The organism is Paenibacillus sp. JT31N17, from assembly GCF_056269255.1.
The window spans coordinates 1010124-1032791 of the sequence record NZ_JBWDNP010000001.1; the positions used below are offsets into that span (position 1 = coordinate 1010124).

The window sequence follows — 22668 nt, forward strand, 5'->3', positions numbered from 1 at the left end:
GGTCTTCTGCACAGTGCAAAATTGTCGCCAATTTATCCGATTCAAACAGACCGTGACATAAAATGCCCTGTATAACATCCAGAGCCCAGCGGCAAAATATACATAAAGTGGGTGTATGGTCTTGCTGAAAAAAGAGAACCGAATCGTACTGGCGATCCTGATGCTGCTCTTGATAATCGGATGCCGCAATCCGAAGCCGGAAGAACATGATTTGATGCGGATCAAATCCGCAGACAAAGACAATCCGAAAAAGGTCATTTTGCTGCTGGTGGATTCCTTAATGCCTGAAGCGATCGACCGGGGAATCCGTCAGCACAAGCTTCCGGCTATTGAATTTCTAATCGAACATGGTCAATATTACCGAGAGCTTGTCAGCTCGTTTCCCACGATGTCCGTCACGATCGACAGCTCGCTGATTACCGGAGAATACCCCGATGATCATCATGTGCCGGGTCTCACCTGGTACTCAGCCGACCTCAAGAAACTGATCAATTACGGGACCGGTCCGATGGAAGTGGTCAGACAGGGAATCAACCCGGTACTGGCCGATGCGTTGATCCATTTAAACGGGAGTCACTTAAACAGCAAGCTGCCCACGATCTATGAGGATTTGGCCGGGCGGGGGCTGACATCCGGGTCAATCAACGGGCTGGTCTACCGGGGAATGTCCAATCATACCATATCAATTCCGGCATGGGTGAAGGGCCCAACCTCTTTGCCCAGGGAAATCAAGGTGAAAGGACCGGATTTATTGGCCCTGGGTTCATTGTCCAATCCCTTTGATGGCTCCATCGATCTGCCTGATGGTCTGATCAATAAAATGGGGTTCAATAATGACTTTGCTGTAGAAGCCGTCAAATATTTGATTACATCCAATAAACTGCCGGATTTTTTGTATGTATACCTGCCCGACTTGGACCGCAAGCTTCACCGCAACGGTCCTTCCGATCAGAATGGGGTCATTAAGGTGGATCAGCAGCTTCAATCCTTGCTTCAGGCATTCGGCTCGCCGGAGCAAGCCTTGAAGGACGCGATCATTATCATTGCCGGTGATAGCGGAATGACCCAGATCCTGCCGGATGTGCAGAATCCGGTAATCAATATCCACAATATGTTTGAAGGCGCGAGTGTTTTAAATCCCGGAGAAACTGTGGCCAAGGGCACCGACATTGTCCTCGCCGTCAATGAAACAATGGCTTATGTGTATGCCGTACATGCAGACCGTCCGATAAGAGACGTGGCCAAGGGATTACAAAAAGATTCGCGCATCGATCTGATTGCATGGAAGGAAGAGGGATGGATATACGCGCAGCAAGGGGCAACCGCCAAACAACTCCGATTCAAAGCAGACGGAGATCTAACCGATCCCTATCATCAATCGTGGAAAGTCGAACAGGACAATGAGGTACTGGATCTGAAGGTGAATGCTGCCGATCATTCCCTCGCTTACGGTGAATACCCCGATGTGCTGAAACGGCTGTCAGGCGCGCTGAATTCCCATCAAGGCGAGTTTCTGGTGGTCACGGCCAAGCCCGGTTACGAACTGGCGGACAGAAGCTCTCCGACGCATAAGGGAGGCGGGGGTCACGGGTCTATCCGCAAAAGGGAATCCCTTGTCCCCCTGATCATCAGCGGAACAAAGAAACAGCCGCAATATTTGCGAATGGTTGATTTAAAGGCATATTTGCTTGAGCTGTTAAAGAAAAAAACGCAAATTAACCATTAGCCCGGGAGGGATTCCCGGGCTTTTGACATTCATTCCCCGGAATTCCCGGGCAAATCGAAGCATTCTGCGGTTGCAATTTCTCAGGAGAGATGCTATATTGCTAATTTTGATAATATGGAATAATTAAACCTGATTTTTGAAAGGATGGAATCCATGTCTTCCGATATCCTGCAGCATGTTTCTCATATAACCGCGCTCTTCCCGAGCTTAGCCGATATATCCAATCAGGATTGGAGCGAAGAGGGGATCGCCATCATGGAGATTCAGCCCAATTATGTCATTGACGAAGGCCGGTTTCTGGAGTATGCGGTACTCATTCTCGAAGGCACGGTAAGAATGTATAAAATCAGCAGCAGCGGAAGAGAAATCACCCTCTACAGAATCAACGGCGGCGAGTGCTGCCCCCTCATGATGGCCAGCATCCTGGGCGAGAGCGAATATGAAGCCTCGGCCTGCGTGGAGAGCCCGAGCGTTGTGCTCGCCATCCCGGTACATATATTCAGGGATTGGATGGACCGGTACAAGAGCTTCAGACAGTTTATTTTCAAAATGTTCGCCAAGCGGTTATTCATTATGTCCAATCTGCTGGACAGCATCAATTTCAAATCCATCCGTGGACGGGTTGCCGAATACCTTGTCCTGATGACCGAGGACGGGAGCGAAAGTCTGGCCATAACCCATGATATCTTGTCCGTAGAGCTGGGAACGGCCAGGGAAGTAATCAGCCGGACCTTGAAAACCTTGGAGAAGGAAGGTCTTCTTAACGTGTCCCGGGGAAGAATTTCCGATATCAGACGGGAAGGGCTTAAAGTGTATGTAGAATAATTGGCTCGTTATGTGACATTGTTACGGATGGCTCTTTTTCAATTTGCTATTATCGTCTTGTGGAAGCGAGATAAACAAATCGAAATGAGAGGAGCCGCTGGTCATGAAAAATGTTGGAGGAGCAGATCGTTTTATCCGCATCGTGCTGGGTATCGCATTATTGTCGCTGTTTTATTTTATGCCCGGTTACTGGAAGCTGACCGGTCTTGTTTCGCTGCCGTTCCTGTTCACGGGACTCACGCAAAGATGCGCCATCAATCAACTGCTTGGACGCAATACCTGCAGGATTCGCTAAATCATATCAGGTGAGTGATGCGGCATTAGGGATGGGCGCACATTCCAAGCTTTAAGAGGAAGTATGACAGTCTGTTGTCATACTTCTTCTTATATCATGTTCTCAGAAATGATTCACATACATTGCCTTGTCAATAGGAGATCGACCTGGAAAGGAGCATGTTATGTTATCAATGGAAATGGAAAAGCTGATTACAGTAAAATCGAGAGAAGATTTGAGGAATTGGTTACAGGTGAATTGTAAGACTGAAAAATTTTGTTGGGTAGTCGTCAGTATGACGCCTCACCCCGATACTTTGTTATATCTGGACGTGGTCGAAGAATCTCTGTGCTTTGGATGGATCGATGGAGTCAAAAAGAAAATATCTGAAACGGGGCTGGCGCAGAGACTGTCCCCCAGAAGTAAAAAGAGTTCATGGACCGAATTGAATAAAGAACGTGTCCGCCGCCTCGAAAAGCTGGGGTTCATGCAAGAAGAAGGAAGAAAGGTGCTTCCTGACATGGGCTGCGATTCTTTTAAAATTGACAGGGTTATAGAGCAAAGGCTAAAAGAGGATAAGCAAGTGTATGAGAATTTTATGGCATTCTCTGCGCTTTATACAAGAGTTCGGATTGACACGATACAAAGCAATAAAAATCAGCCGGTATTATTTGAGAGCAGACTAGATAAATTCATAACCAACACTAAAGAAAACAAAATGTACGGTCAGTGGCATGATAACGGACGCCTTCTGGATTACTAAGATGCGCTGGATCGAATATAGAGAAATTATTTGCCGTTTTTTCTTGTTGCTTATAAAATATTTATTTATCTTAAGGTACATAAATGATATAATAGTTTTGATTAATGGTAAATTAACCCACAAAAAAGTCATCGGGAGGAGTGATTCATTTTGCAAACTCTGGCAATCATCGGAGCAGGTCCAGGTCTTGGACTTTCATTAGCCAAGAAATTCGGCAATCATGGTTTTCAAGTTGCGCTGGTGTCGCGAACACAGGAGAAGCTGGATCAATACTGTGCGCAGTTAAAGGAAATGGGAATTGAGGCAGCAGGATTCGCAGCCGATATAACCAATAAGAATCAGCTCCTTCAAGCTTTTCAGCGTATTCATCATACATATGGTGCCATTGATGTCCTGGAGTACAGCCCTCACAGCGGTAATATGCCGGTCACTTCGATACTGGACACGACAGATGAGTCGGTTATTCAAGCTTACAACAATCTGGTTCTCGGGGCTGTCAACAGCGCAAGACAAGTCATACCCGGAATGCTTGAGAGAGGAAGCGGGGCTTTATTGTTCACAACCGACCTGTCGGCGATGAATCCCAGTCCTATCTTCGGCAACGTGGGGATCGCGATGGCGGGCCTGCGGAATTATGTTCTGAATCTTCACGACAAGCTGTCGCCGAAGGGGATTTATGTAGGCCATCTTTCCATCAGCCCGTTAATAAGACGAGGAACCAATTTTGACCCTGATTACGTAGCTGAAGCCTGGTACAATCTTTACGAACAGAAGACGGTAAATGAAGAAACTTATCCTCAAGGCGTCATGCAGCACTTGAATTAATGATCAGATAGATGGCAGAAAAAGAACATCCTCTGCAGCATAACGTGAGGATGTTCTTTTTCTTGCTTCATTGCCAATAAAACATCCAGGCGATCAACTTATTCAAATCGAACGGATGACGGACGATGATGCTCCCCCAGAGAGCGGCGCCAAGCGTCGTAATGCTGACAAAAAGCGCTTTATCCTTCTTGCCTGATTGATTGGACCGCATCATCCATATACCGCCTGCCAGAAACAAGATGAATAAAAAAATCATCAGGCTCATGTCGCCGTTTCACTTCCCTGCGAATGATTTGTCTTCCTCAGCCATGAGCATACAATGAGAATGGCGGGGAACGCGATCGCATATAGCGTGTAGTAATTGAATAAGTACTTCTGGATCCAATCGACGTTCTCGACAATGTTTTTGAACAACAGGGAATAGGCGGAAATGATCCATACCAGCGGATAGGCTACAACGGCCCGCTCTTTAATCTGGAACAGCTGGCATATGGCAAGTACCGCGCAGTAAAACAACAGGCTTAATTTAAGGCAGACGATAAGAAGGATGTTCACGGAAATAATCGATTCCAGATGCTCGACGAAATTCGTAAACTGCATTTCGCGAAAGATGATAAATACGGGATAGATAAGGTGAGAACTGCGCTCTACTCCCAGAATGCCAATCGTAAAAAAAACACACATGCTGAGAAGGAGTCCCGCACCCCCGATTCCCGACAGGAATATCACTTTTAACCGGCGCTGGGCAAATGGAAATATCATCATAAAAATGACAGTCTCCATAAAGGGAAAAGCAAGCGCATAGCGGGTATGGATGAGCGTGTCCCAAGGATGAAAGACGCCAGGAACGTTGAAATTCTGCCAATCCCATTCTCTGATCATCACCGAGAAGGGAATCCAGAATGCCAGATTAACAATTGGGGCCAAAAACTCGCTCACCATAGCGATGGTTTCGATTCCTTTCACCACCGCATACGCACATACGAGCAGGATCATGATATTGAAGATCGACAGCGGTGTCCGGGGCATCAGATTGATATGCATGAAATCACTGAGGTTGCGCGTTACCCAGGATGCGACTTGGATGAAGAAAAGGATGTACAGGAGGGAAACCAATCCCCCGGCCCATTTGCCAAGCACCTGCACTGCGATTTGAACAATGCTCATCCCGGGAAACCGGCTGGACAAGTACAGCCAGAAGCAGGACAATATCAGGCCGTACAGAGCAGCCCAGACAATTATAAGCCAGCCGTACTGTTTGCCACTCGCAATGAGGCTCCCCGGCAGCAGGATAAACGAGGTGCCGATGATGTATACAAAGGTCAGATTAAATAACTGCCACCCACTCAATTGAGCGTTCTCCATCTATTGGCTCCCTCTATTCTTCAAGATATGGTGTGCTGGTGTTCCCGGTCGTTGTCATCCTGGAGTTGACCTTAATCGTGACCTTGGTCTGACGCCATGTCTTTTCGCTGCCGCCATTATCCTGGATGCCGAGCATATCCCAGCCTTTTGTTTTGCCCATCCGATCCAATGCGAGCACCCTTTCTTCCAGCTTCCGGTTAAATGCCTCCTCGATTAAATGCAGATTCTGTACGGTCATCTTGCTCGTTTGCTGGTTGTTCAATATTTTCAGGTCGCCAGTAATCTGGAAAGAAAGCTCCGATGCGGGCTTGATCCATTTGCGTTTAACATTTAAATTCTTCGCAGTGACATCTACGTGCCTGCCCTTGATTTCCACAGTTTCTGTCAGTTCTCTGTACTTTTTATTCATGATGAAGAACAGAACCTTCGTTTGCTCATCGATACGGCCAACCATACGGGAATGGATGAGCACGGCTCCTACTTTGAAGCTGATTCCGTCTTCGCTTGCATCGATTTCTTCCACTCTGTCGCTATTGGAGGAAGGCTTCTCTCCATGATAATGAATGATGGGGAGGATAGTTGGCGTATGAAGATTGATATCCTTCGCCAAGTCTTTGAACCGGATTGGATAAACACTCATACTAAAGTTGGGTTTATATTGATTCGACAAAGCGCGGATAAACCGGCCCGGTACTCTGTCCAAAGGCGTGAAGCTGTTCATGACCGTGTGCATTGGACTATCCGTAATAAATACAATCAGACTTGACCGGCGTTCGGGGTTAAGCTCGATAAAATTGATCAGATCCAGTATCCCTTCCCGGGCATAGCGTTCTGAGATCAAATAGCTCTGCAGATGGGCCGTAAAAAAGCGCCTTGGCATAGAGGTGCCTGTCTGCTCTGTGAATCTTCCGTGGCTAAAATCCCTAAAGTGAAAGGTGTACACAGCAGCTTTCGTCGCAGCGCTTTGTCTGGTTGACAGACCGGTCGGATTAATGACCTGGTAATAGGCGAGAAATTCACTAGACTCCGGATCCTTATCGACTCCGGCCAGGCTGACAATCGCAAGTGAATTGATTTCTTTCAAATCCCAGCAGCCGGTACACAACACCAGCATGAGCACAGCGATGAATATAACTCTCATATCAAGTCACCTACTTATTTATCGACCATCCGTTTTTTGGGAAATCGCTTCATCATAAACCGTGGAACCCGAACCAGCGTATCTTTCCAGTCAGAGAAGACGACGGGGGCCAGCGGGGTGAGATATTTCACGCCAAACGACCGCAATGAAGCAAGATGCACCAGGAGAAAAAAAACGCCGCACATTAAACCGAACAAACCCATTAATCCGGCCAGAATCATAAATGCGAACTGTACGAGTCTCTGGGAAATCCCGAAGCTGTAGTTGGGTGAGACGAAATTGGAGATGGCCGTCAGAGAAACGACAATGACCATAGCAGCCGAGACAAGTCCTGCTTCCACCGCAGCCTGGCCCAGCACAAGCGCTCCCACGATCGATATGGATTGTCCGGCAATCCGCGGCATGCGCAGTCCCGCTTCGCGTAAAATCTCGAAGGTAATGATCATGATCGTAGCTTCGACAAAAGCTGGGAAGGGCACTTCCTCGCGCTGCGCGGCCAAGCTGATTAGCAGCGAAGTAGGAAGCAGCTCCTGATGATAGCTTACCACCGCGATGTAGAGAGCGGGCACGAATATGGAGAGCAGGAAGGCAAGCATCCGCAGCCAGCGCGACAACGTAGCGATATCCGCCCGCTGATAATAATCTTCGGGCGAAGTAAAGAGCTGAAAAAAGGTAATCGGTCCGATAAGCACAATCGGCGTGCCATCCGTAACGACTCCGATCTGGCCCTCCAGCAGCTTGGCTGTGAGCGAATCCGGGCGCTCTGTGCTGATGAGCTGGGGAAACGGCGACAACGCCGTGTCTTGAATCCATTCTTCGATATAAGAGCTCTCCAGAATACTGTCCGTATGTATGGACTTGAGCCGTCTGCGGAATTCATCCACGGTTTGCACCGAAGCGATGTTGTCGATGTAGGTCAGATAGACCTGGGTCTGGGTTTCAGTTCCGATCACCAATTGCTCAAACACCAGATGCTCGGATTTCAATCTTTTTCGGATTAATGCGACATTCCGCTCGATATCTTCGACGAAGCCTTCCCGCGGACCGCGAATGGAGGCCTCTGTTGCAGGTTCGGATACGCTCCGCGCCTGTGCCTGGGCTACATCGTAGCTAAGATAGTACTCGCCGAAGGCAGGAATAAGCAGGCAGTGTCCTTCAAGAAGATTGCGGATGCCTTCGGAGGCTCCCGAGCATTCTCTCGATTGCACCCTGGGTATGAATGATTTCAACCACTCGATGGGGTCATGCGGCGGTTCCGCCCCCTGACTTCGTACCATTACAGGCTTTAAGATGAATTCGTCAATCTGTTCCGAGGATACGATTGTTGAGATATAGAGGCAGGATAAGCTCAAACCGGAAATCAGCTCGAATTCATGGCTGACAAAATCCGGCGATTGTCCGAGCCGTTCCTTAATTTGATCGACGACCTGTCTGCCCGTGTCTTTGAGAATCAGGATGATGCCCTCCTAACCAGCCAACTTGCGGTTTTGTTTATCATTATCCAATTCAGGAAATATTATGCGGCGGGCAGTTGCACTGGAGCGGCTGTGCCACTTATGATATAGAAAAAAAGCGCATTACCGCTTTCGACTGGAGGAGCCCTCTTCATGCTGGAGCTTCATAATAACAAAGATATTCCAATCGGCCTCATAGGCGCTCCCGAGCTGATGGAACCCATTCTCCGCGTTCTGCGGTCTTTTCCATCGTTCCGGCCCATTGTTCGCCAGGCGGAGCATGTCGAGGATTTGATCCGCAGCGCAGCCGGGCTGCTTGGCGAAGTGGAGGTGCTTTTCATGACCGACCCGGATACTTTCAGGCTTGTGAAGGAGAGGTTGCCATCGGCCGTGCCGATGCATTATTTGCCGTTATCGGGCGCGGGCTTCTTCAAGGCGCTGTGCCGGCTGCTGATGCAGGCTGCGCAAGGATCGGCCGCGCTTGAAGGCGTGACGGTCGATACCTTTCCGGAGGACATGATCAGGCACATGATCAATGGGACCGAGCCTGGTTCGATGCGAATGATAAGCATTCGCCAGTCAGACGGGGCCTCGGCAGATGAGATATACCAGTTCCACCTCCGGCATTATCAGGATGGGACAAGCTCGGCGGCATTGACGGCGAACCGCCGCGTTGCCGAGCGTCTGGAGACGATCGGTATTCCCTGTGCCTATATGGAGCCGGCCGACAACGATATCGTCGTTGCCCTGGAGCGCGCCCTGCTGTCCACGGAAACCAGGAGAAGCAAGGAATCGCAAATCGTTGTCGGCATGGTTGTCATCGACAACTTCGACGCTGTCATACGCAGCTGCAGCTCCGAGCACGAGGTACAGAAGCTGCGGCTCGACGTGGAGCGGACCATGCTCGATTTTATCGAACAGCTGGACGGCTGCCTGACTCCGCTTGGTCCCAACGAATTCCTGTTCTTCACGACCCGCGGACTGTTCGAACGGGAAACAGGCGGGTACAAATATATCTCGCTTGCTTCGAAAGCCCAGAAACGGTTCGGACTGTCGCTTAGCGTCGGCATCGGCTTCGGCGTATCGGCCAATGCGGCAGGAACGAACGCCCGGGCTGCTCTGCGCAGCACGAAAGATGCGGGTGGAGGCACCTGTTTCATCGTCCGTGAGGATCAAACCTTCATCGGGCCGCTCGAAATGTCCGAGCCGATTCAGTACGATCTCAGCTTTCGCGACTCGGCATTATTGAAGACGGCGGAGGAGGCGGGACTGACTACAGCGTACTTAAGCCGCCTGTTCGCCTCCGCATCGCGGCATGGCAAGCTGGACTATACCGCCGGCGAGCTGGCGGGACTGCTGGATTTGACGACCCGCAGCGCGAACCGTCTGCTGGTGCAATGGGCGGACGCCGGTCTGGCAGAGCAGGCGGAAGTGCGCAAAGCGGGGAGAGGACGCCCTACCCAGGTATTCGTCTTCTCCTTTTTGCGCGCGCATCTGTCGGAGCATGGAATCAGCCTGAGGTCATAAGCAGCAAGAAACGATCAGCGAGAGGAAAGGTGATGGCGATGACATTTGCAGAATCTCCGGCAGGCAGCATCGGCTGGCTGGAGCGCCGGGCCGACGAGATCAGCCATATGCTGCAATGCCCGGTTACAATCGAGGATGCGGAGCACCGCGTGCTGGCATACAGCATGCACAGCGGAAGCACGGATGCGATCCGGATCGCGACGATTATGAGCCGGAGGGTGCCCGAGCATGTCATCCGCAGCTTCCATGAGGGCGGAATCATCCGGAGATTACAGAAGGAAGAAGGTCCGCAGCGTATCGAGGCGAATGAAGAGATTGGCCTGGGTTCCCGCGTAGCCATCGCCGTTAGAAGCGGCAAACGCGTCATCGGCTATATATGGGCGGCTGAGACAGACCAGCCTCTGTCAGAGTCAGATATGGAGAAGCTGCGCCGGGCAGCCGGTTCCATCGCGGGCGAGCTGCAGCGTCAGACGGAATCGCGCTGGCGCTCCGATCTGAGCCAGGATATGTTCATGAGCCGGCTCGTTGAAGGGTATTTTGCTACGGAGGCCGAGATCCGGCACCAATCCGGCTGCCTGAAGCGACCGCTGCCCGAATATTACCGCATTGTTGCAGTCGACTTCAATCTCGACGCTTCGGCCGTGTGGCCGCTCCTTAATCAGGCCGCCGGAGTGATTGAAGAGGAGACAGGCCTCTACAGTCTGGCCCATGCTGCAATCGGGGAGCGCGTTGTGTTCCTTGCCGGTGATGCGAAGATGCTCAGCAGCCCGGGAGAATGGAAGATATCGCTGGGACATTTGGCCGATCGGCTAGGCAAGGCGTTCCCGGACGTGCAGGCAACGGTCGGAGCCGGCGGTTTGACGGCAAGGGAGTACAGCCTGGCCCCGCGCAGCTATGCGGAAGCGCTCAAGGTGATCGGCATCCGCAGAAGGTTTCCGCGGGATTCAGTCCAGGAGTTTGTCTATGAAGAGCTGGGCTACCGGCATTACCTGACCGCTGTAGCGGAGACGATTGAGGCGGAAGCTATCATGAATCCCCACGTCAGGCTTCTGCGCGAATATGACCGCGAGCATCAGGCGGATTTGACCCATACGCTCTCCGTGCTGCTTGACTGCGACTGCGGCGTCCGGGAAGCGGCCGAGAGGCTGCATATCCATCCGAATACGCTGGGCTACCGGATGGTGCGGATGAATGAAATCAGCGGCATCAATCTGAAAAGCATGGCGGACAAGGTCGCCGCTTTCCTGTATTTGCAGTGCGGCGGCTGAAGAGCACCCAACCAGACAGATATGCCGGATGAAGGTTTGTGGAATTTCACAAAAACCGCCCGGCATTTTCTATGTGCGCCACGATGTGGAAATATATCTTCTCCTATATACTGGGTTCAAATCGATATAACTTACCAGTTGGAGGATGATTCAAATGATAATTGGCGTGCCGAGGGAGATCAAGAATAACGAGAACAGGGTAGCTTTAACGCCCGCAGGTGTGAGTGCATTGACCCGACAAGGACATGAGGTGCTGCTGGAAAGTTCGGCCGGTACCGGCAGCGGCTTTGCCGATGCGGAATACATAACCCGGGGAGCGAGGATTCTGGACAAGGCTGCTGAGGTATGGGGCCATGCGGATATGATCATGAAGGTCAAGGAACCGCTGCCGGAGGAATACGGTTATTTTCGGAAAAATTTGATTCTCTTCGCTTATCTGCACCTGGCTCCGGAACCGGAATTGACCCGTGCGTTGCTGGATCGGGAAGTATGGGGCGTCGCATTCGAGACGGTTCAGCTGGACAACCGCTCGCTGCCTCTTCTTTCGCCAATGAGCGAAGTAGCGGGACGCATGGCGGTGCAGATCGGCGCGCAATTTCTGGAGAAGACGCATGGAGGCAAGGGGATTCTGCTGGGAAGCGTACCCGGAGTTCAGCCGGGTGAAGTCGTGATCGTGGGAGGTGGTATGGTCGGAATGAATGCCGCCAAACGGGCATTGGGAGCGGGAGCCCGCGTCACGGTGCTGGATGTGAGCGCGGAACGGCTGCGGACGATCGACGATCTGTTCACTGGCCAGGTCACGACGCTGATGTCAAATCCATACGAGCTGGAACGGGCGGTTCGCAAGGCTGACCTGCTGATCGGAGCGGTTCTCATTCCAGGCGCAAGGGCTCCGAGGCTGATCAGCGAGGAAATGGTCAAGAGGATGGCGCCCGGTTCAGTCATCGTCGATGTGGCTATCGATCAAGGCGGCTCCATCGAGACCGTCGACCGGATTACGACCCACTCCGATCCGACATATGTGAAGCACGGAGTCGTTCATTATGCCGTGGCGAACATGCCGGGCGCCGTTCCGCGCACCTCGGCGCTCGCGTTGGAGAATGCGACGCTGCCCTACGCGCTGAAGATCGCCGGTCAGGGAATCGCTGCAGCCGCGGCGTCTGACGAATCGCTGGCCCGCGGCATCAATACCGCCTGCGGCTCCATTACCCACGAAGCGGTCGCACGCGAGATGAAGCTCCGGTACGTTCCGGTCACGGAAATGGCCGCAGCCGGCCCGACAGCCTGACCGCTTTATGATTTACAGTCAGGACCGCTAGCCTTCCTGGTTGGCGGTCCTTATTTATTGCCAAGAACCGCTTTATCGAATAGAACTGCCAGCTCCGCGTTATACGACTCCAGGTCGACTTTGCTGGCAATGCCCGAATGCGCCGTATATTCTCCAATGGCCCCCTGAATAGCGCTCGCCATGACATGAACATTGAATTCACGAAATTCCCCGCTCGATTGCCCATCGTACAAGATCTGATGAAGCTCATGAAGAAGCGGCTCCTCTTCATCGTCGCTCAGCTTATAGTAGGGAATATTATCAGGCGTCCGGGCATGAAAAACAATCTCGATCAACGCGGTATGGTGCTTGGGACGCGTAACCTGATAAGCGAGACTGGCGGCGATAAAGCTGTGCAGCTTTTTCCGGGCGGTTGCTGCAGCGCGGGTTCTTTCCAATACATAAGCTGCGGCATCGGAGACCAGCATGATCAGCGTCTGGTCCATCAGATCGTTTTTGTCTTTAAAATGGTAAGAGATCAAAGCGGTACTGATTCCGGCTCTTTTGGCGATTTGGGCGAGACTTGCATGGACGTAGCCGATCTCATCCAGCGTGGTGATCGCTGCATCGACAATTTGTGTGCGTCTCGCCTCGGTGATGAATGATTGTTTTTCGTCCGCTTTTTTGGTCATGCTATTTCTCCTTGGTTGTCTGTTTGGCTTTAGAGGCGGCCTTACCCCATAAGACAAACAGGATAACGACCGCCACTACAGCAATGTTAATGCCAATTTTGACGGGATTCAAATCAGTTATACCGCCAAACCAGACCTTTACTGTCCCGTCGGAAAGCTTGCTGACAAGTTTCACGAGGAAGAGAATGCCGACAATCAGCAATCTTATAGCGAGTATGGCCGGAATGATGACAACGGCCATTCGCAGTAGATCCCGGCCGGAATCCCTGCGCATCAGTAATAATACCGCCGCAATAAGGCACATAACGCCGCCAAGCAGCATCAGGACCGGCTGTATCCAACGATACCAGGGAAATCCGGGATCGTCCAGCGCACTATTGTAGAAAAACCAGGTCGCCCACAAGACGACAATACCGGCCAACGCACTAATGAGCGGCAGCAGCTTAGCATTCCAGTCCGGCTCCCCGGTTCCCCGCTGTTCCCCGTTTTTTTCATTCATGTGGAGCACCATCCATTCTTTGATAAATTATTTGATCGATAAAATAAAAATTTGATCGATTAATCAGAATATAGCTTGTGAAGCTTCCGGTGTCAATAGGCGTCTCAAAGGAAACTTTATTAATAGTGGCACATTGCATCGCGGAACTACTATATAAAACTTCGGACTCTTCTAATTGAAACGGGAAGCGCCTCAACACCAAGAAGTCATGATTTTTACACCCAGGTCAGTTTTTTTATAGGTTACAAACCGATAGCGTTTACTTACAATTCAGAATAGATTCGATAGAAAAAACTGAATTGGAGGAATCAGCGTGAAGGGATGGAAGGGAAAAGTCTTTACAATTGCCTCGGTTCTCTTATTAAGCGGTATTTTGCTGCTGGCCGGTTGTGCGAAGGGGGATCCTCCTGGACAGCAGAGCAGTCCTGCGGCAGACGGGAATGCTGCCGGAGATGCGGAGAACTTGCCGTCCAATGAGGGGGGCTCCACGATGAAGGACGGCAAATTCAGTCCGCCGGTAACGATTACTACTGGTGCATGGATCGGCGGAGACACGAAGTTCGTGAATGGGGATTCGATTGACAATACCCCGATGATCCGCTGGGCCCACGACAATCTTGGAATCGATTTGAAATACCAGTGGGTTGTCGCCAAGCAGGGGGAAACACTGGAAAACAAGATCAAGCTGGCCATGTCAAGCGGCGAGACGCTGCCGGATGTGCTGAACTTCGGCGACAAGGTGCTTCTGAAGGATCTCGTCGATTCCGGCAATATCCAGCCTGTTGACGAGATGTTCGATAAATACGCCTCCGAGCGGCTCAAGAATCTGTACGCGGAGAACAGTGATGTATGGAACTCCGTTACGATTAATGGAAAGCGGTATGGCATTCCGTTCATCTGGACCCATCAGTTCGATAATATATTGTGGATCCGGACAGATTGGCTGCAGAAGGTCGGGATGGAAATTCCACAAACGTTCGATGAGCTGGAGAAGGTGATGGAGGCGTTCGTAACCCGGGATCCAGACGGCAATGGCAAGAAGGATACAATCGCGCTCGCAGTGGCCGGCAAGGATTCACTCTTTGATTGGATGGCCTCGACGGATTGGGTATTTGGTTCTTTCGGCAATGAGATTCCGGGCCTCTGGACGAAGGGCTCCGACGGCTCGCTTCAGTATTCGTCCGTGCAGCCATCAATCAAGCAAGGACTTGCCAAGCTGCATGACTGGTATGCCAAAGGCTACCTGGCTCAGGATTTGTCATTGAATGACGCCTACAAAGCAGCCGAATGGTGGCAGAAGGGCAAGGCAGGCATCATTGCCGGACCTGCATGGATGGGCGGCTGGCCGCTGCAGGACGTGACAGCCAATGTGAAGGGAGCCACCTATGCGCCTATCAAATTGCCAGAAGGCGCCGGCGGCCAAGTTGCCCGCAAATCAACCGCAGGCGCAAACGGTTTTATGGTATTCAGCAAAGAATTCAAGGAATATGAAGCCTTCTTCAGTTATTTTGACGTCCTCTACGGACCGGCGTTCCTTGACCCGGATTCTCCTTTTAAATACGGGTATTCGGAGGATTACGACTACAAATTGCAGGATGGCAAGCTCCTGCCGAAGGAATCGCTGCCGGGCAAGAATGCGCCTGTTCCGATCGTTGGCGGCGTATCCGCGGGACAATTCTCCAAGGACGATTTGGTGAAAAAGGTACTTGCAGGGGATGTCTCCACGCCATACTTGCAATCGAGGGCGCAGGATCCCAAACCGGTACTGGAGGGACTGGTCATCAACGACGATCTGATCGGGAAGAGTATTGCGAATAACTTTACAGGCGCCAGCACCAAGACGATGAGCTCGAAGGCGGAGCTCCTGGAAAAGAATGAGAAGGAGACATTCATCAAAATCGTCTACGGCAAAGCGCCGGTCGATGAGTTTGACCGTTTTGTTCAGGAATGGAAAGCCGGGGGCGGGGACGAGATCACGAAAGAAGTCAATGAATGGTGGCAGGCGGTAAGTGTAAAGTAAGAATATTTAAAGGATAAGGTGCTGACGCTGATGAAGGTTTATCTGCAAAAAACATGGCAGCTGCACATCCTTCTGCTGCCAACGCTTGTATTCCTGATCATTTTCAACTATGTGCCGATACTGGGGTTGGTTATCTCATTCCAGGATTATAAGCCATGGCTTGGCTTTACGGGCTCGCCTTGGGTCGGCTTTGACCACTTCGTATATATGTTTACCTACAGGGACAGCGTTCAGGTTATCTGGAATACCTTCGTGATTTCTTTTATGAAAATCGTTGGCGGCCTGTTCGTGCCTTTTGTGTTTGCCCTATTGCTCAATGAAGTCAGGAAGATGGTCTTCAAACGCACCATCCAGTCATTGGTGTATCTGCCGCATTTCCTCTCTTGGGTCATATTGGGCGGAATACTGACCGATATTCTCTCGATGCAAGGACTGGTTAACCGTCTGCTCGGATCCGTGTTCGGCGTGGAGCCGGTCATGTTTCTCAGTGATGGCAACTGGTTCCGGGCGACTGTGGTGATCAGCGATATCTGGAAGGAATTCGGATTCTCGACGATTGTATATCTGGCCGCGCTCACAGGGATAAACCCGTCTCTTTATGAGGCATCAAGCATTGACGGGGCGAACCGTTGGCAGCAGACCATGCGGATCACCATACCATCCTTGCTGCCGATTACTGTCGTTCTGGCGACGCTATCTCTGGGCAATATACTAAATGCAGGCTTTGATCAAATCTTCAACCTGTATTCCCCGCTCGTTTATGAAAAGGGGGATATCATCGACACCTTCGTTTATCGGGTGGGTTTGCAGGGTTCCAATTACAGCTTTGCGACTGCTGTGGGGCTCTTCAAGTCCGTGGTCGGTTTCATCCTGATCGTGATGACCTACGGGGCAGCCAAGAAAGTGGCCAACTACAGAATTTTCTAAGGAGGATACCATGCACAGCACGCCATCCTATCGCATATTCACCTGGCTTAACATGGTCTTTCTTGCATTCCTCGCCCTTCTTTGTATTGCGCCGCTGCTCAATGTACTGGCTATTTCCTTCAGTTCCAAGGAGCCGGCCGATGCGGGAATGGTTACGTTCTGGCCGGTGAATTTCACCCTGAGCGCCTATGCGAAAACCTTCGACAATGCGAATTTTATCCGGTCGTTCTGGATCGCGGTGGAACGGACAACGTTAAGCACATTGCTGACTATGACGCTTACCTGCACGGCGGCCTATGCGCTTTCCAAAGAAGACCGTGTATTCCGCGGACGTTCGCTGTATGCCTGGATCATTGTATTTACCATGCTGTTCAACGGAGGGCTGATTCCGTCATATCTCGTCGTCTACCATCTGGGGTTAAACAACACGCTTGCGGCGCTGATTCTTCCGTCGGCTGTGAATGTTTTCAATATCGTGCTGATGATGAACTTTTTCCGCGGCATACCGAAGGAGCTGGAGGAAGCGGCGCTGATTGATGGTGCCGGACATTTTATGACCCTTCTCAAAATCTACCTGCCCATATCCCTGCCGTCTCTGGCTACAATCGGTTTGTTTACGATCGTTGGGAATTGGAATTCCTGGTTCGATGGATTAATTTATATGTCCGACTTCCGGAACTACCCGATGTCCACCTTCCTGCAGACGGTCGTTGCCGCAACGGATTTCACGAAGCTCAGTATGGATCCGCGGGAATTCTCGAATTTATCCGACCGGACGCTTAAAGCGTCGCTGATCTTCATTTCCGCTCTGCCTGTGCTGGTGGTTTATCCGTTTCTGCAGAAATATTTCGTACACGGAATGACGCTTGGTTCGGTCAAAGAGTAAGAAAGGGTCTATACGAAGGCAAGGATAGCTTGGTACAATTGGACGTGAAAGCACTTTCAACGGAAGGGTGGCTGCGGGCATGCGGATCAAGTTCAGCATCTTCGGAAAAATCGCCATTCTCATTTGCTGCCTGCTCATCCCGATTCTTATCATATTCACGTATGTGAATAACCGGAGCACACGGCTGGTCGAGGATGAAATCCGCAAATCCAAGCTGAAGCAGCTCTCCGTCTTCATGAATCAGGTGAATACACAGATCGAGCAGCTGTCGATGTATTCCATGCAGCTTATGCGGGATTCCGATGTGCTTGAATTTCAAAACGCAATAAACGCAAGCAGCGGGTATGACCGGGATAAAACGATCAACACCATTTATGAGAAGCTTCTGCTCGGCAGCATCTCATCGAGCTATCAGAACCGGATTACGTTGTACTTGCCTGCGAGCGATCTGGCGATCACAACCGGCTCGGAGGCTCCCTTCGACCGCAAGGCTTTCATGCAGGACGTGTCGACGACAGACTGGAAGCTGCACCCGAAAAGCAGGGAGCTTGGGCAGAATAACGATTATTTCAGCCGGTATACCGTAGAGCCATTCTCCATGTACCTTCAACCCGGAGAAGCCAATGTCATCATTCAGACCACCTTCCCTGTGGATAATCTTCGCAAGATGATGGATGATTTCAAGCGCAATGGCGGCGATGATCCGTTCCTCTTCAACCCCTCCCAGGGGCTGATAACGAACCGCTCATCGGATGAGAAGCTCGTCCATGCGCTGAAGCAAGCCCTGGTGGGCAGGACTTTTCGGGATGCAGAGGCCGAGACGATAACGCTTGACGGTCAGAATTATATGATCAGTGTTGCGCTCATTTCGCGCCTGAATTGGTATGTCGTCGATTACGTGCCCATTGAGCAGATTCTGAATCCGATTCATGAGGTGCGGAACTTATTTTACATGTCCGTCTGCCTGCTTCTCATCTTGAGCATACTCGCGCTGCTGATGCTGTATCGCAATGTCCAGATTCCGATAAAACAGCTTATACACAGCCTCAGGGAGATGAAGCGGGGCAACTTCTCCATACGGATGTACCCTCGCCGGGCAAGCGAATTTTCATTCGTGTTCTCCAGATTCAATGAGATGGCGCAGGAGATTCAGGTGCTGGTGGAAAAAGTATATTTGGAGAAGATCCAGACGCGCGAGGCGACGCTGAAGCAGCTGCAGTCACAGATCAATCCCCATTTTCTGTATAACTGCCTGTTTTATATTCAAAGCATGATCCGGCTGGGCGTGCTTGATCTTGCCGAGACTATGGCGCTTAACCTTGGCGAGTATTACCGCTATACCACCCGCGTCGAGAAACAGAGCATTTCGCTTCGCGGCGAGCTGGGATTCGTAGAGAATTACCTGGAAATACAGCAAATGCGGATGAAACGGTTCAACTATGAGATTCATGTTCCGCCGCATATGATGGAGCTGACGGTACCCCGGCTGATTATCCAGCCCATTGTGGAAAATGCAGTTGTCCACGGCATAGAAAATAAACCCGGCAGTGGGACGATCCGGATTCATTGCCGGCAGGATGCCGATTATCATTATGTAATCGTGGAGGATAATGGAGTTGGCATGAGTCAAGAGGTTTTACGCGCGCTCAATGGGAGCTTGAAACGGAGCATGGACGAAGAGATGGGATGCGGCATGTGGAATGTCCATCAACGGCTTGGCTACCAGTACGGCGAGGGTTCCGGTCTGGATATCAATGTATTGCCGACCGGAGGGGTCAGGGTCGTCCTAGCCTGGAGGAGATATCAAGCGGAGGGGGAGAGCGATGTATCAGCTGCTTATTGTGGATGACGAAGAAGCGGTCGTGGATAATTTGATGCTGACTATGCCGTGGGAGACGCTTCAGATCGCAGAAATTCATAAAGCCTGCTCCGCTCCCGAAGCATTGACGCTTCTGGAGGCACACCCGATTCATATTGTCATCACCGATATCCGCATGCCCGGCATGTCTGGTCTGGAACTCGTAAAAAGGATTGCGGAACGGTGGAGCCGCGTCAAGTGCCTTATTCTATCCGGCTACGCGGATTTCGACTACGCCAAGCAGGCGCTTCAAAATCATACCGTGGACTACTTGCTTAAGCCCATACGCGAGAGCGATCTCATGCAGGCGGTGGAACGCGTTATCGGGCAAATCCAAAGTGAATGGGAAAGCATCAGTTCATTCCAGCGGGCGCAATCGGCGCTTCGTGACCATCTTCCCCTGCTTAGGGGTAATCTGCTCAGCGAGCTTCTGCAGGGCAAGAGGATGACATCTGACGCTTTGCATGAAAAGCTGGAGCTGTTTGAATTATCGTTCGGATCGGGCGATGCTTTCTCCATGATACTGGTGCGGTTGGAAGAGGAGTTCGCCCGCCATGACTTTCAGAGCTTGTCGCTGCTGGAATATGCCATCGGCAATATTGCGGAGGAGCTCAGCCAAGGCGTGTTTGAGCTGTGGTCGTGCAAGGACGTTAACGATCACCTGGTGTTCTGCGTAAAGTTGACTGCCGAAAAGTACGGTGAACTTGCTGGGCTGGCAAACGGGGAAGAAGTCCGGCAGAAACTGCTCGAACAGTTTGCCCTACAGATCCAGGGCAAAGTGAAGGTTTATCTCAAAGGAGGGATCTCGATCGTCGTTGGAGAATGGGCGATTTTCCCGGCGGATATGGCTGGTCTTTACCAGCAGCTGCTCGCCATGGTCCGCGAGCGTCTGGGCCGGGACCGGGAGATCATTATGATCATGGCTGCCCGCGAATGCGAAGCAAGGACCCGGATGCAATCATTATCCAGCCTGTATGAGCCGCCTCTCCTGCAGCATTTGCTGGATGCCGGGCGCTGGGATGCGGTACAGGTGAAGCTTCGGGCAATATTCGGGGAAGTGGAACAGCTTCAGGAAGTGTCCGCCGAGCATCATCTGGAGGTTTTTCTGTTGTTGTCCAGCTCTGCCGCCTATATCGTACATAAGAGCGGCCTCTCATTAGCCGGGCTCCTCGGGGAAGACGCCGAGCCCATTTGTAATCCGCTGCACCGCGCACCGCCCAATCTGCAATGCTGGGCAGTGCGGGTCTTCGAGCGGATCCAGAATCATTTGGAGCGGGAAATGAAAGACAATCGTTCAGGGATCGTTGAGCGCATTCATGCTTTCATCAACCGGAAGCTATCGGAGGACGTGTCGATTCAATCCATTGCCGATCATGTTTTTCTGCATCCCGCATATCTATCCAGAGTCTATAAGCTTGAAACCGGCCAGAGCATCGGTCATTATCTGCTGAAGCTGCGGATGGAGAAAGCCGCCCAGCTGCTGAGAAGCAGCGACCATAAAATCATGGATGTCGCTTATTCGCTCGGTTATCAGAACGCCACATATTTCTCCAAGGTATTCAAGAATCATTACGGGATGACACCGCAGCATTTTCGTGATGACCGCGCAGTGCAATAATTATCTATATTTTGAGAAGGGGATGCACATGGACAATTTGGAATTGGTGTTGGACGCCAGGGCGACGCTTGGCGAAGGTCCAAGCTGGGATGCCGGCAAAGGGCTGCTCTACTGGGTGGACATTCTGGAATCGCAGATCCATATCTTCGATCCCGGGTCGGGAACGGACCTGAAATACGAGATTGGCCAGTATGTCGGGGCGGTCGTGCCTGACCGGAATAACGGATTTGTTATTGCCGCCAGGGACGGTTTCTTCCGGTTCGATCCCGCAAGCGGCCTGCTGCACCCGATTGGCGACCCGGAGGCGGGGATTGCGGCCAACCGGTTTAACGATGGAAAATGCGATGCAATGGGAAGGTTCTGGGCGGGTACGATGGAGCTGACCGAGCGGAGTCCGGGCGGCGCTTTATACTGTCTATATCCGAATGGCGAGATCGAGAAGAAGGTGCCAGGCATTACCTGCTCCAATGGCATCACGTGGAGCCCTGATCACACAATGATGTATTATATCGATTCACCGACGAAGCAGGTCAGGGCCTATCCGTTTGACCTCGATACCGGGCGGCTTGGAGAAGGGCGCGTCATCATCACGATTCCGGAGGGCGAGGGATCGCCGGACGGCATGACAACGGACATGGAGGGCATGCTCTGGATCGCACAGTGGGACGGTTACTGTGTATCCCGCTTCAATCCGGAAACCGGAGAGCGGCTGCTTAAAGTGGAGGTGCCGGCCGCGCGGGTAACCTCTTGCGTTTTCGGCGGAGACCTGCTTGATGAGCTCTACATTACGACGGCAAGGACGGGGCTGCCCGAAGAGGAGCTTCGACAGCGGCCGCTGTCAGGCGGAATTTTCCGCTTGAAGCCAGGGGTACAAGGGCTGCCGAGCTATCCGTTCGGCTCATGACCAAGAAATGATGATCCTAAATTCCAAGGAGGCAATCAAATGCAGTTAACGTATGAGCAGAAGAAGCAGCTTCTGGAGCAGGGCTATGTCAAGGTGCCGGGCGTGGTGCCCAGGATCATGGTAGAGCAGGCCATGAAGGCGATTAATCATTCGATCGGCAAAGGCATTCCTGCTGATCATCGCGGGGCCAACTACTGCAGAGAACTGGAGTCGGAGCAGATCATTACGGATTTGTTTAACAAAACACCTGCAAAAGCGCTTGTCGATTCACTTGTCGGAGAAGACAGCTATCATCCTATTCAACTCGGACAGATTGCGCTTCGTTTCCCTGATTATCCGGATCATCCTGCGGATGATAATCATGGTGCGCATCTGGACGGCGTCCTTCGCGTCAAAGACGGCATTGCCCAGAACTTCACTGCACTTGTCGGGCTTATCCTCAGCGATCAAACCGGGCAGCACCGGGGGAATTTCACTGTGTATCCGGGAACCCATCGGGCCTATGAGGCCTATTTCCGCGAGCATGGCCCCGAGATTTTATTCCAGGATGAAGGGTTTCAGAAGATCCACCGGTCAACCAGGGTGCCTCTACCCAAGCCGGTGCAAATTACGGGGGAGCCCGGAGATTTGATCCTTACGCATTATCAGCTTATCCATGCGGGGGGGATGAACGTATCCGAACGCATCCGCTATTCCCTGTACTTCCGGGTCGATCATATTGACCGCAAGAATGACTGGAAGGCGCCGCTTATCGATATGTGGCGGCACTGGCCGGGCATGCAGCCGATGCTGTTATCCACTAACAGCTGATAAGCTGCGGATTAACAAA

The 22668-nt window shown here is 51.6% G+C and carries 21 protein-coding genes; 15 read left to right on the plus strand and 6 right to left on the minus strand.

The window, feature by feature from the left end:
- Window positions 1-115: 115 nt before the first annotated feature.
- From AC0YOB_RS04370 to AC0YOB_RS04390, 5 genes are all read left to right on the plus strand, one after another.
- Window positions 116-1726, plus strand: a complete 1611-nt coding sequence (locus AC0YOB_RS04370) for an alkaline phosphatase family protein (protein WP_475791710.1) — start codon at window positions 116-118, stop codon at window positions 1724-1726.
- A 153-nt stretch (window positions 1727-1879) separates the two neighbouring features.
- Complete coding sequence (locus AC0YOB_RS04375) at window positions 1880-2551, plus strand: Crp/Fnr family transcriptional regulator (protein WP_475791711.1); 672 nt, start codon at window positions 1880-1882, stop codon at window positions 2549-2551.
- A gap of 103 nt (window positions 2552-2654) precedes the next feature.
- Window positions 2655-2846, plus strand: coding sequence for a YgaP family membrane protein (locus AC0YOB_RS04380; protein ID WP_210045300.1), 192 nt, complete (start codon window positions 2655-2657; stop codon window positions 2844-2846).
- Between the two features lie 172 nt (window positions 2847-3018).
- A complete protein-coding gene (locus AC0YOB_RS04385) occupies window positions 3019-3588 on the plus strand; it encodes a YdeI/OmpD-associated family protein (RefSeq protein WP_475792300.1) in 570 nt (189 codons plus the stop codon).
- 150 nt (window positions 3589-3738) lie between these two features.
- Window positions 3739-4413 carry an SDR family NAD(P)-dependent oxidoreductase gene (locus AC0YOB_RS04390; RefSeq protein WP_475791712.1) on the plus strand — a complete coding sequence of 225 codons (675 nt, stop codon included), beginning with the start codon at window positions 3739-3741 and terminating at the stop codon, window positions 4411-4413.
- A gap of 67 nt (window positions 4414-4480) precedes the next feature.
- On the opposite strand, the gene AC0YOB_RS04395 is transcribed toward AC0YOB_RS04390, so the two are convergent.
- The 4 genes from AC0YOB_RS04395 to AC0YOB_RS04410 are packed head-to-tail and all read right to left on the minus strand — an operon-like array spanning window position 4481 to window position 8379.
- On the minus strand, window positions 4481-4678 hold the full coding sequence (locus AC0YOB_RS04395) for a hypothetical protein (protein ID WP_475791713.1): 198 nt from the start codon (window positions 4676-4678) through the stop codon (window positions 4481-4483).
- Window positions 4675-5778 (minus strand): GerAB/ArcD/ProY family transporter, encoded by a 1104-nt coding sequence (locus AC0YOB_RS04400; protein ID WP_475791714.1) that lies wholly within the window; start codon window positions 5776-5778, stop codon window positions 4675-4677. The genes AC0YOB_RS04395 and AC0YOB_RS04400 overlap by 4 nt, the downstream gene beginning before the upstream one ends.
- 13 nt (window positions 5779-5791) lie before the next feature.
- Complete coding sequence (locus tag AC0YOB_RS04405) at window positions 5792-6919, minus strand: Ger(x)C family spore germination protein (RefSeq protein ID WP_475791715.1); 1128 nt, start codon at window positions 6917-6919, stop codon at window positions 5792-5794.
- Between the two features lie 14 nt (window positions 6920-6933).
- Window positions 6934-8379, minus strand: coding sequence for a spore germination protein (locus AC0YOB_RS04410; protein ID WP_475792301.1), 1446 nt, complete (start codon window positions 8377-8379; stop codon window positions 6934-6936).
- 147 nt (window positions 8380-8526) lie between these two features.
- Between AC0YOB_RS04410 and AC0YOB_RS04415 the strand changes: the two genes are divergently transcribed.
- From AC0YOB_RS04415 to ald, 3 genes are all read left to right on the plus strand, one after another.
- Window positions 8527-9900 (plus strand): hypothetical protein, encoded by a 1374-nt coding sequence (locus AC0YOB_RS04415; RefSeq protein ID WP_475791716.1) that lies wholly within the window; start codon window positions 8527-8529, stop codon window positions 9898-9900.
- Between the two features lie 32 nt (window positions 9901-9932).
- Entirely contained in the window at window positions 9933-11168 is a 1236-nt protein-coding gene (locus AC0YOB_RS04420) for a PucR family transcriptional regulator (protein ID WP_475791717.1), read from the plus strand.
- Window positions 11169-11322: 154 nt separating this feature from the next.
- On the plus strand, window positions 11323-12456 hold the full coding sequence (ald, locus tag AC0YOB_RS04425; protein WP_475791718.1) for an alanine dehydrogenase: 1134 nt from the start codon (window positions 11323-11325) through the stop codon (window positions 12454-12456).
- A gap of 50 nt (window positions 12457-12506) precedes the next feature.
- On the opposite strand, the gene AC0YOB_RS04430 is transcribed toward ald, so the two are convergent.
- Both AC0YOB_RS04430 and AC0YOB_RS04435 read right to left on the minus strand, forming a co-directional pair.
- Window positions 12507-13127 carry a TetR family transcriptional regulator gene (locus AC0YOB_RS04430; RefSeq protein WP_475791719.1) on the minus strand — a complete coding sequence of 207 codons (621 nt, stop codon included), beginning with the start codon at window positions 13125-13127 and terminating at the stop codon, window positions 12507-12509.
- Between the two features lies 1 nt (window position 13128).
- Window positions 13129-13626 (minus strand): hypothetical protein, encoded by a 498-nt coding sequence (locus AC0YOB_RS04435; protein ID WP_475791720.1) that lies wholly within the window; start codon window positions 13624-13626, stop codon window positions 13129-13131.
- A gap of 313 nt (window positions 13627-13939) precedes the next feature.
- Between AC0YOB_RS04435 and AC0YOB_RS04440 the strand changes: the two genes are divergently transcribed.
- From AC0YOB_RS04440 to AC0YOB_RS04470, 7 genes are all read left to right on the plus strand, one after another.
- Complete coding sequence (locus AC0YOB_RS04440; protein WP_475791721.1) at window positions 13940-15646, plus strand: extracellular solute-binding protein; 1707 nt, start codon at window positions 13940-13942, stop codon at window positions 15644-15646.
- A 30-nt stretch (window positions 15647-15676) separates the two neighbouring features.
- Window positions 15677-16573 (plus strand): ABC transporter permease, encoded by an 897-nt coding sequence (locus tag AC0YOB_RS04445; protein ID WP_475791722.1) that lies wholly within the window; start codon window positions 15677-15679, stop codon window positions 16571-16573.
- Window positions 16574-16583: 10 nt separating this feature from the next.
- A complete protein-coding gene (locus AC0YOB_RS04450; RefSeq protein WP_475791723.1) occupies window positions 16584-17459 on the plus strand; it encodes a carbohydrate ABC transporter permease in 876 nt (291 codons plus the stop codon).
- A gap of 79 nt (window positions 17460-17538) precedes the next feature.
- On the plus strand, window positions 17539-19308 hold the full coding sequence (locus AC0YOB_RS04455; RefSeq protein ID WP_475791724.1) for a sensor histidine kinase: 1770 nt from the start codon (window positions 17539-17541) through the stop codon (window positions 19306-19308).
- Complete coding sequence (locus AC0YOB_RS04460) at window positions 19283-20935, plus strand: response regulator transcription factor (protein WP_475791725.1); 1653 nt, start codon at window positions 19283-19285, stop codon at window positions 20933-20935. Before AC0YOB_RS04455 ends, AC0YOB_RS04460 begins: the two co-directional genes overlap by 26 nt.
- Before the next feature lie 28 nt (window positions 20936-20963).
- Window positions 20964-21839 (plus strand): SMP-30/gluconolactonase/LRE family protein, encoded by an 876-nt coding sequence (locus AC0YOB_RS04465; RefSeq protein ID WP_475791726.1) that lies wholly within the window; start codon window positions 20964-20966, stop codon window positions 21837-21839.
- A 39-nt stretch (window positions 21840-21878) separates the two neighbouring features.
- Complete coding sequence (locus AC0YOB_RS04470; RefSeq protein ID WP_475791727.1) at window positions 21879-22649, plus strand: phytanoyl-CoA dioxygenase family protein; 771 nt, start codon at window positions 21879-21881, stop codon at window positions 22647-22649.
- Window positions 22650-22668: the final 19 nt, after the last annotated feature.

Bases quoted from the DNA above. Each gene is read 5' to 3' on its own strand.
- AC0YOB_RS04370 (WP_475791710.1), top strand. From the start codon at position 116: ATGGTCTTGCTGAAAAAAGAGAACCGAATCGTACTGGCGATCCTGATG.
- AC0YOB_RS04375 (WP_475791711.1), top strand. From the start codon at position 1,880: ATGTCTTCCGATATCCTGCAGCATGTTTCTCATATAACCGCGCTCTTC.
- AC0YOB_RS04380 (WP_210045300.1), top strand. From the start codon at position 2,655: ATGAAAAATGTTGGAGGAGCAGATCGTTTTATCCGCATCGTGCTGGGT.
- AC0YOB_RS04385 (WP_475792300.1), top strand. From the start codon at position 3,019: ATGGAAATGGAAAAGCTGATTACAGTAAAATCGAGAGAAGATTTGAGG.
- AC0YOB_RS04395 (WP_475791713.1), bottom strand. From the start codon at position 4,678: ATGAGCCTGATGATTTTTTTATTCATCTTGTTTCTGGCAGGCGGTATA.
- AC0YOB_RS04400 (WP_475791714.1), bottom strand. From the start codon at position 5,778: ATGGAGAACGCTCAATTGAGTGGGTGGCAGTTATTTAATCTGACCTTT.
- AC0YOB_RS04405 (WP_475791715.1), bottom strand. From the start codon at position 6,919: ATGAGAGTTATATTCATCGCTGTGCTCATGCTGGTGTTGTGTACCGGC.
- AC0YOB_RS04415 (WP_475791716.1), top strand. From the start codon at position 8,527: ATGCTGGAGCTTCATAATAACAAAGATATTCCAATCGGCCTCATAGGC.
- AC0YOB_RS04420 (WP_475791717.1), top strand. From the start codon at position 9,933: ATGGCGATGACATTTGCAGAATCTCCGGCAGGCAGCATCGGCTGGCTG.
- ald (WP_475791718.1), top strand. From the start codon at position 11,323: ATGATAATTGGCGTGCCGAGGGAGATCAAGAATAACGAGAACAGGGTA.
- AC0YOB_RS04430 (WP_475791719.1), bottom strand. From the start codon at position 13,127: ATGACCAAAAAAGCGGACGAAAAACAATCATTCATCACCGAGGCGAGA.
- AC0YOB_RS04435 (WP_475791720.1), bottom strand. From the start codon at position 13,626: ATGAATGAAAAAAACGGGGAACAGCGGGGAACCGGGGAGCCGGACTGG.
- AC0YOB_RS04445 (WP_475791722.1), top strand. From the start codon at position 15,677: ATGAAGGTTTATCTGCAAAAAACATGGCAGCTGCACATCCTTCTGCTG.
- AC0YOB_RS04450 (WP_475791723.1), top strand. From the start codon at position 16,584: ATGCACAGCACGCCATCCTATCGCATATTCACCTGGCTTAACATGGTC.
- AC0YOB_RS04455 (WP_475791724.1), top strand. From the start codon at position 17,539: ATGCGGATCAAGTTCAGCATCTTCGGAAAAATCGCCATTCTCATTTGC.
- AC0YOB_RS04460 (WP_475791725.1), top strand. From the start codon at position 19,283: ATGTATCAGCTGCTTATTGTGGATGACGAAGAAGCGGTCGTGGATAAT.
- AC0YOB_RS04465 (WP_475791726.1), top strand. From the start codon at position 20,964: ATGGACAATTTGGAATTGGTGTTGGACGCCAGGGCGACGCTTGGCGAA.
- AC0YOB_RS04470 (WP_475791727.1), top strand. From the start codon at position 21,879: ATGCAGTTAACGTATGAGCAGAAGAAGCAGCTTCTGGAGCAGGGCTAT.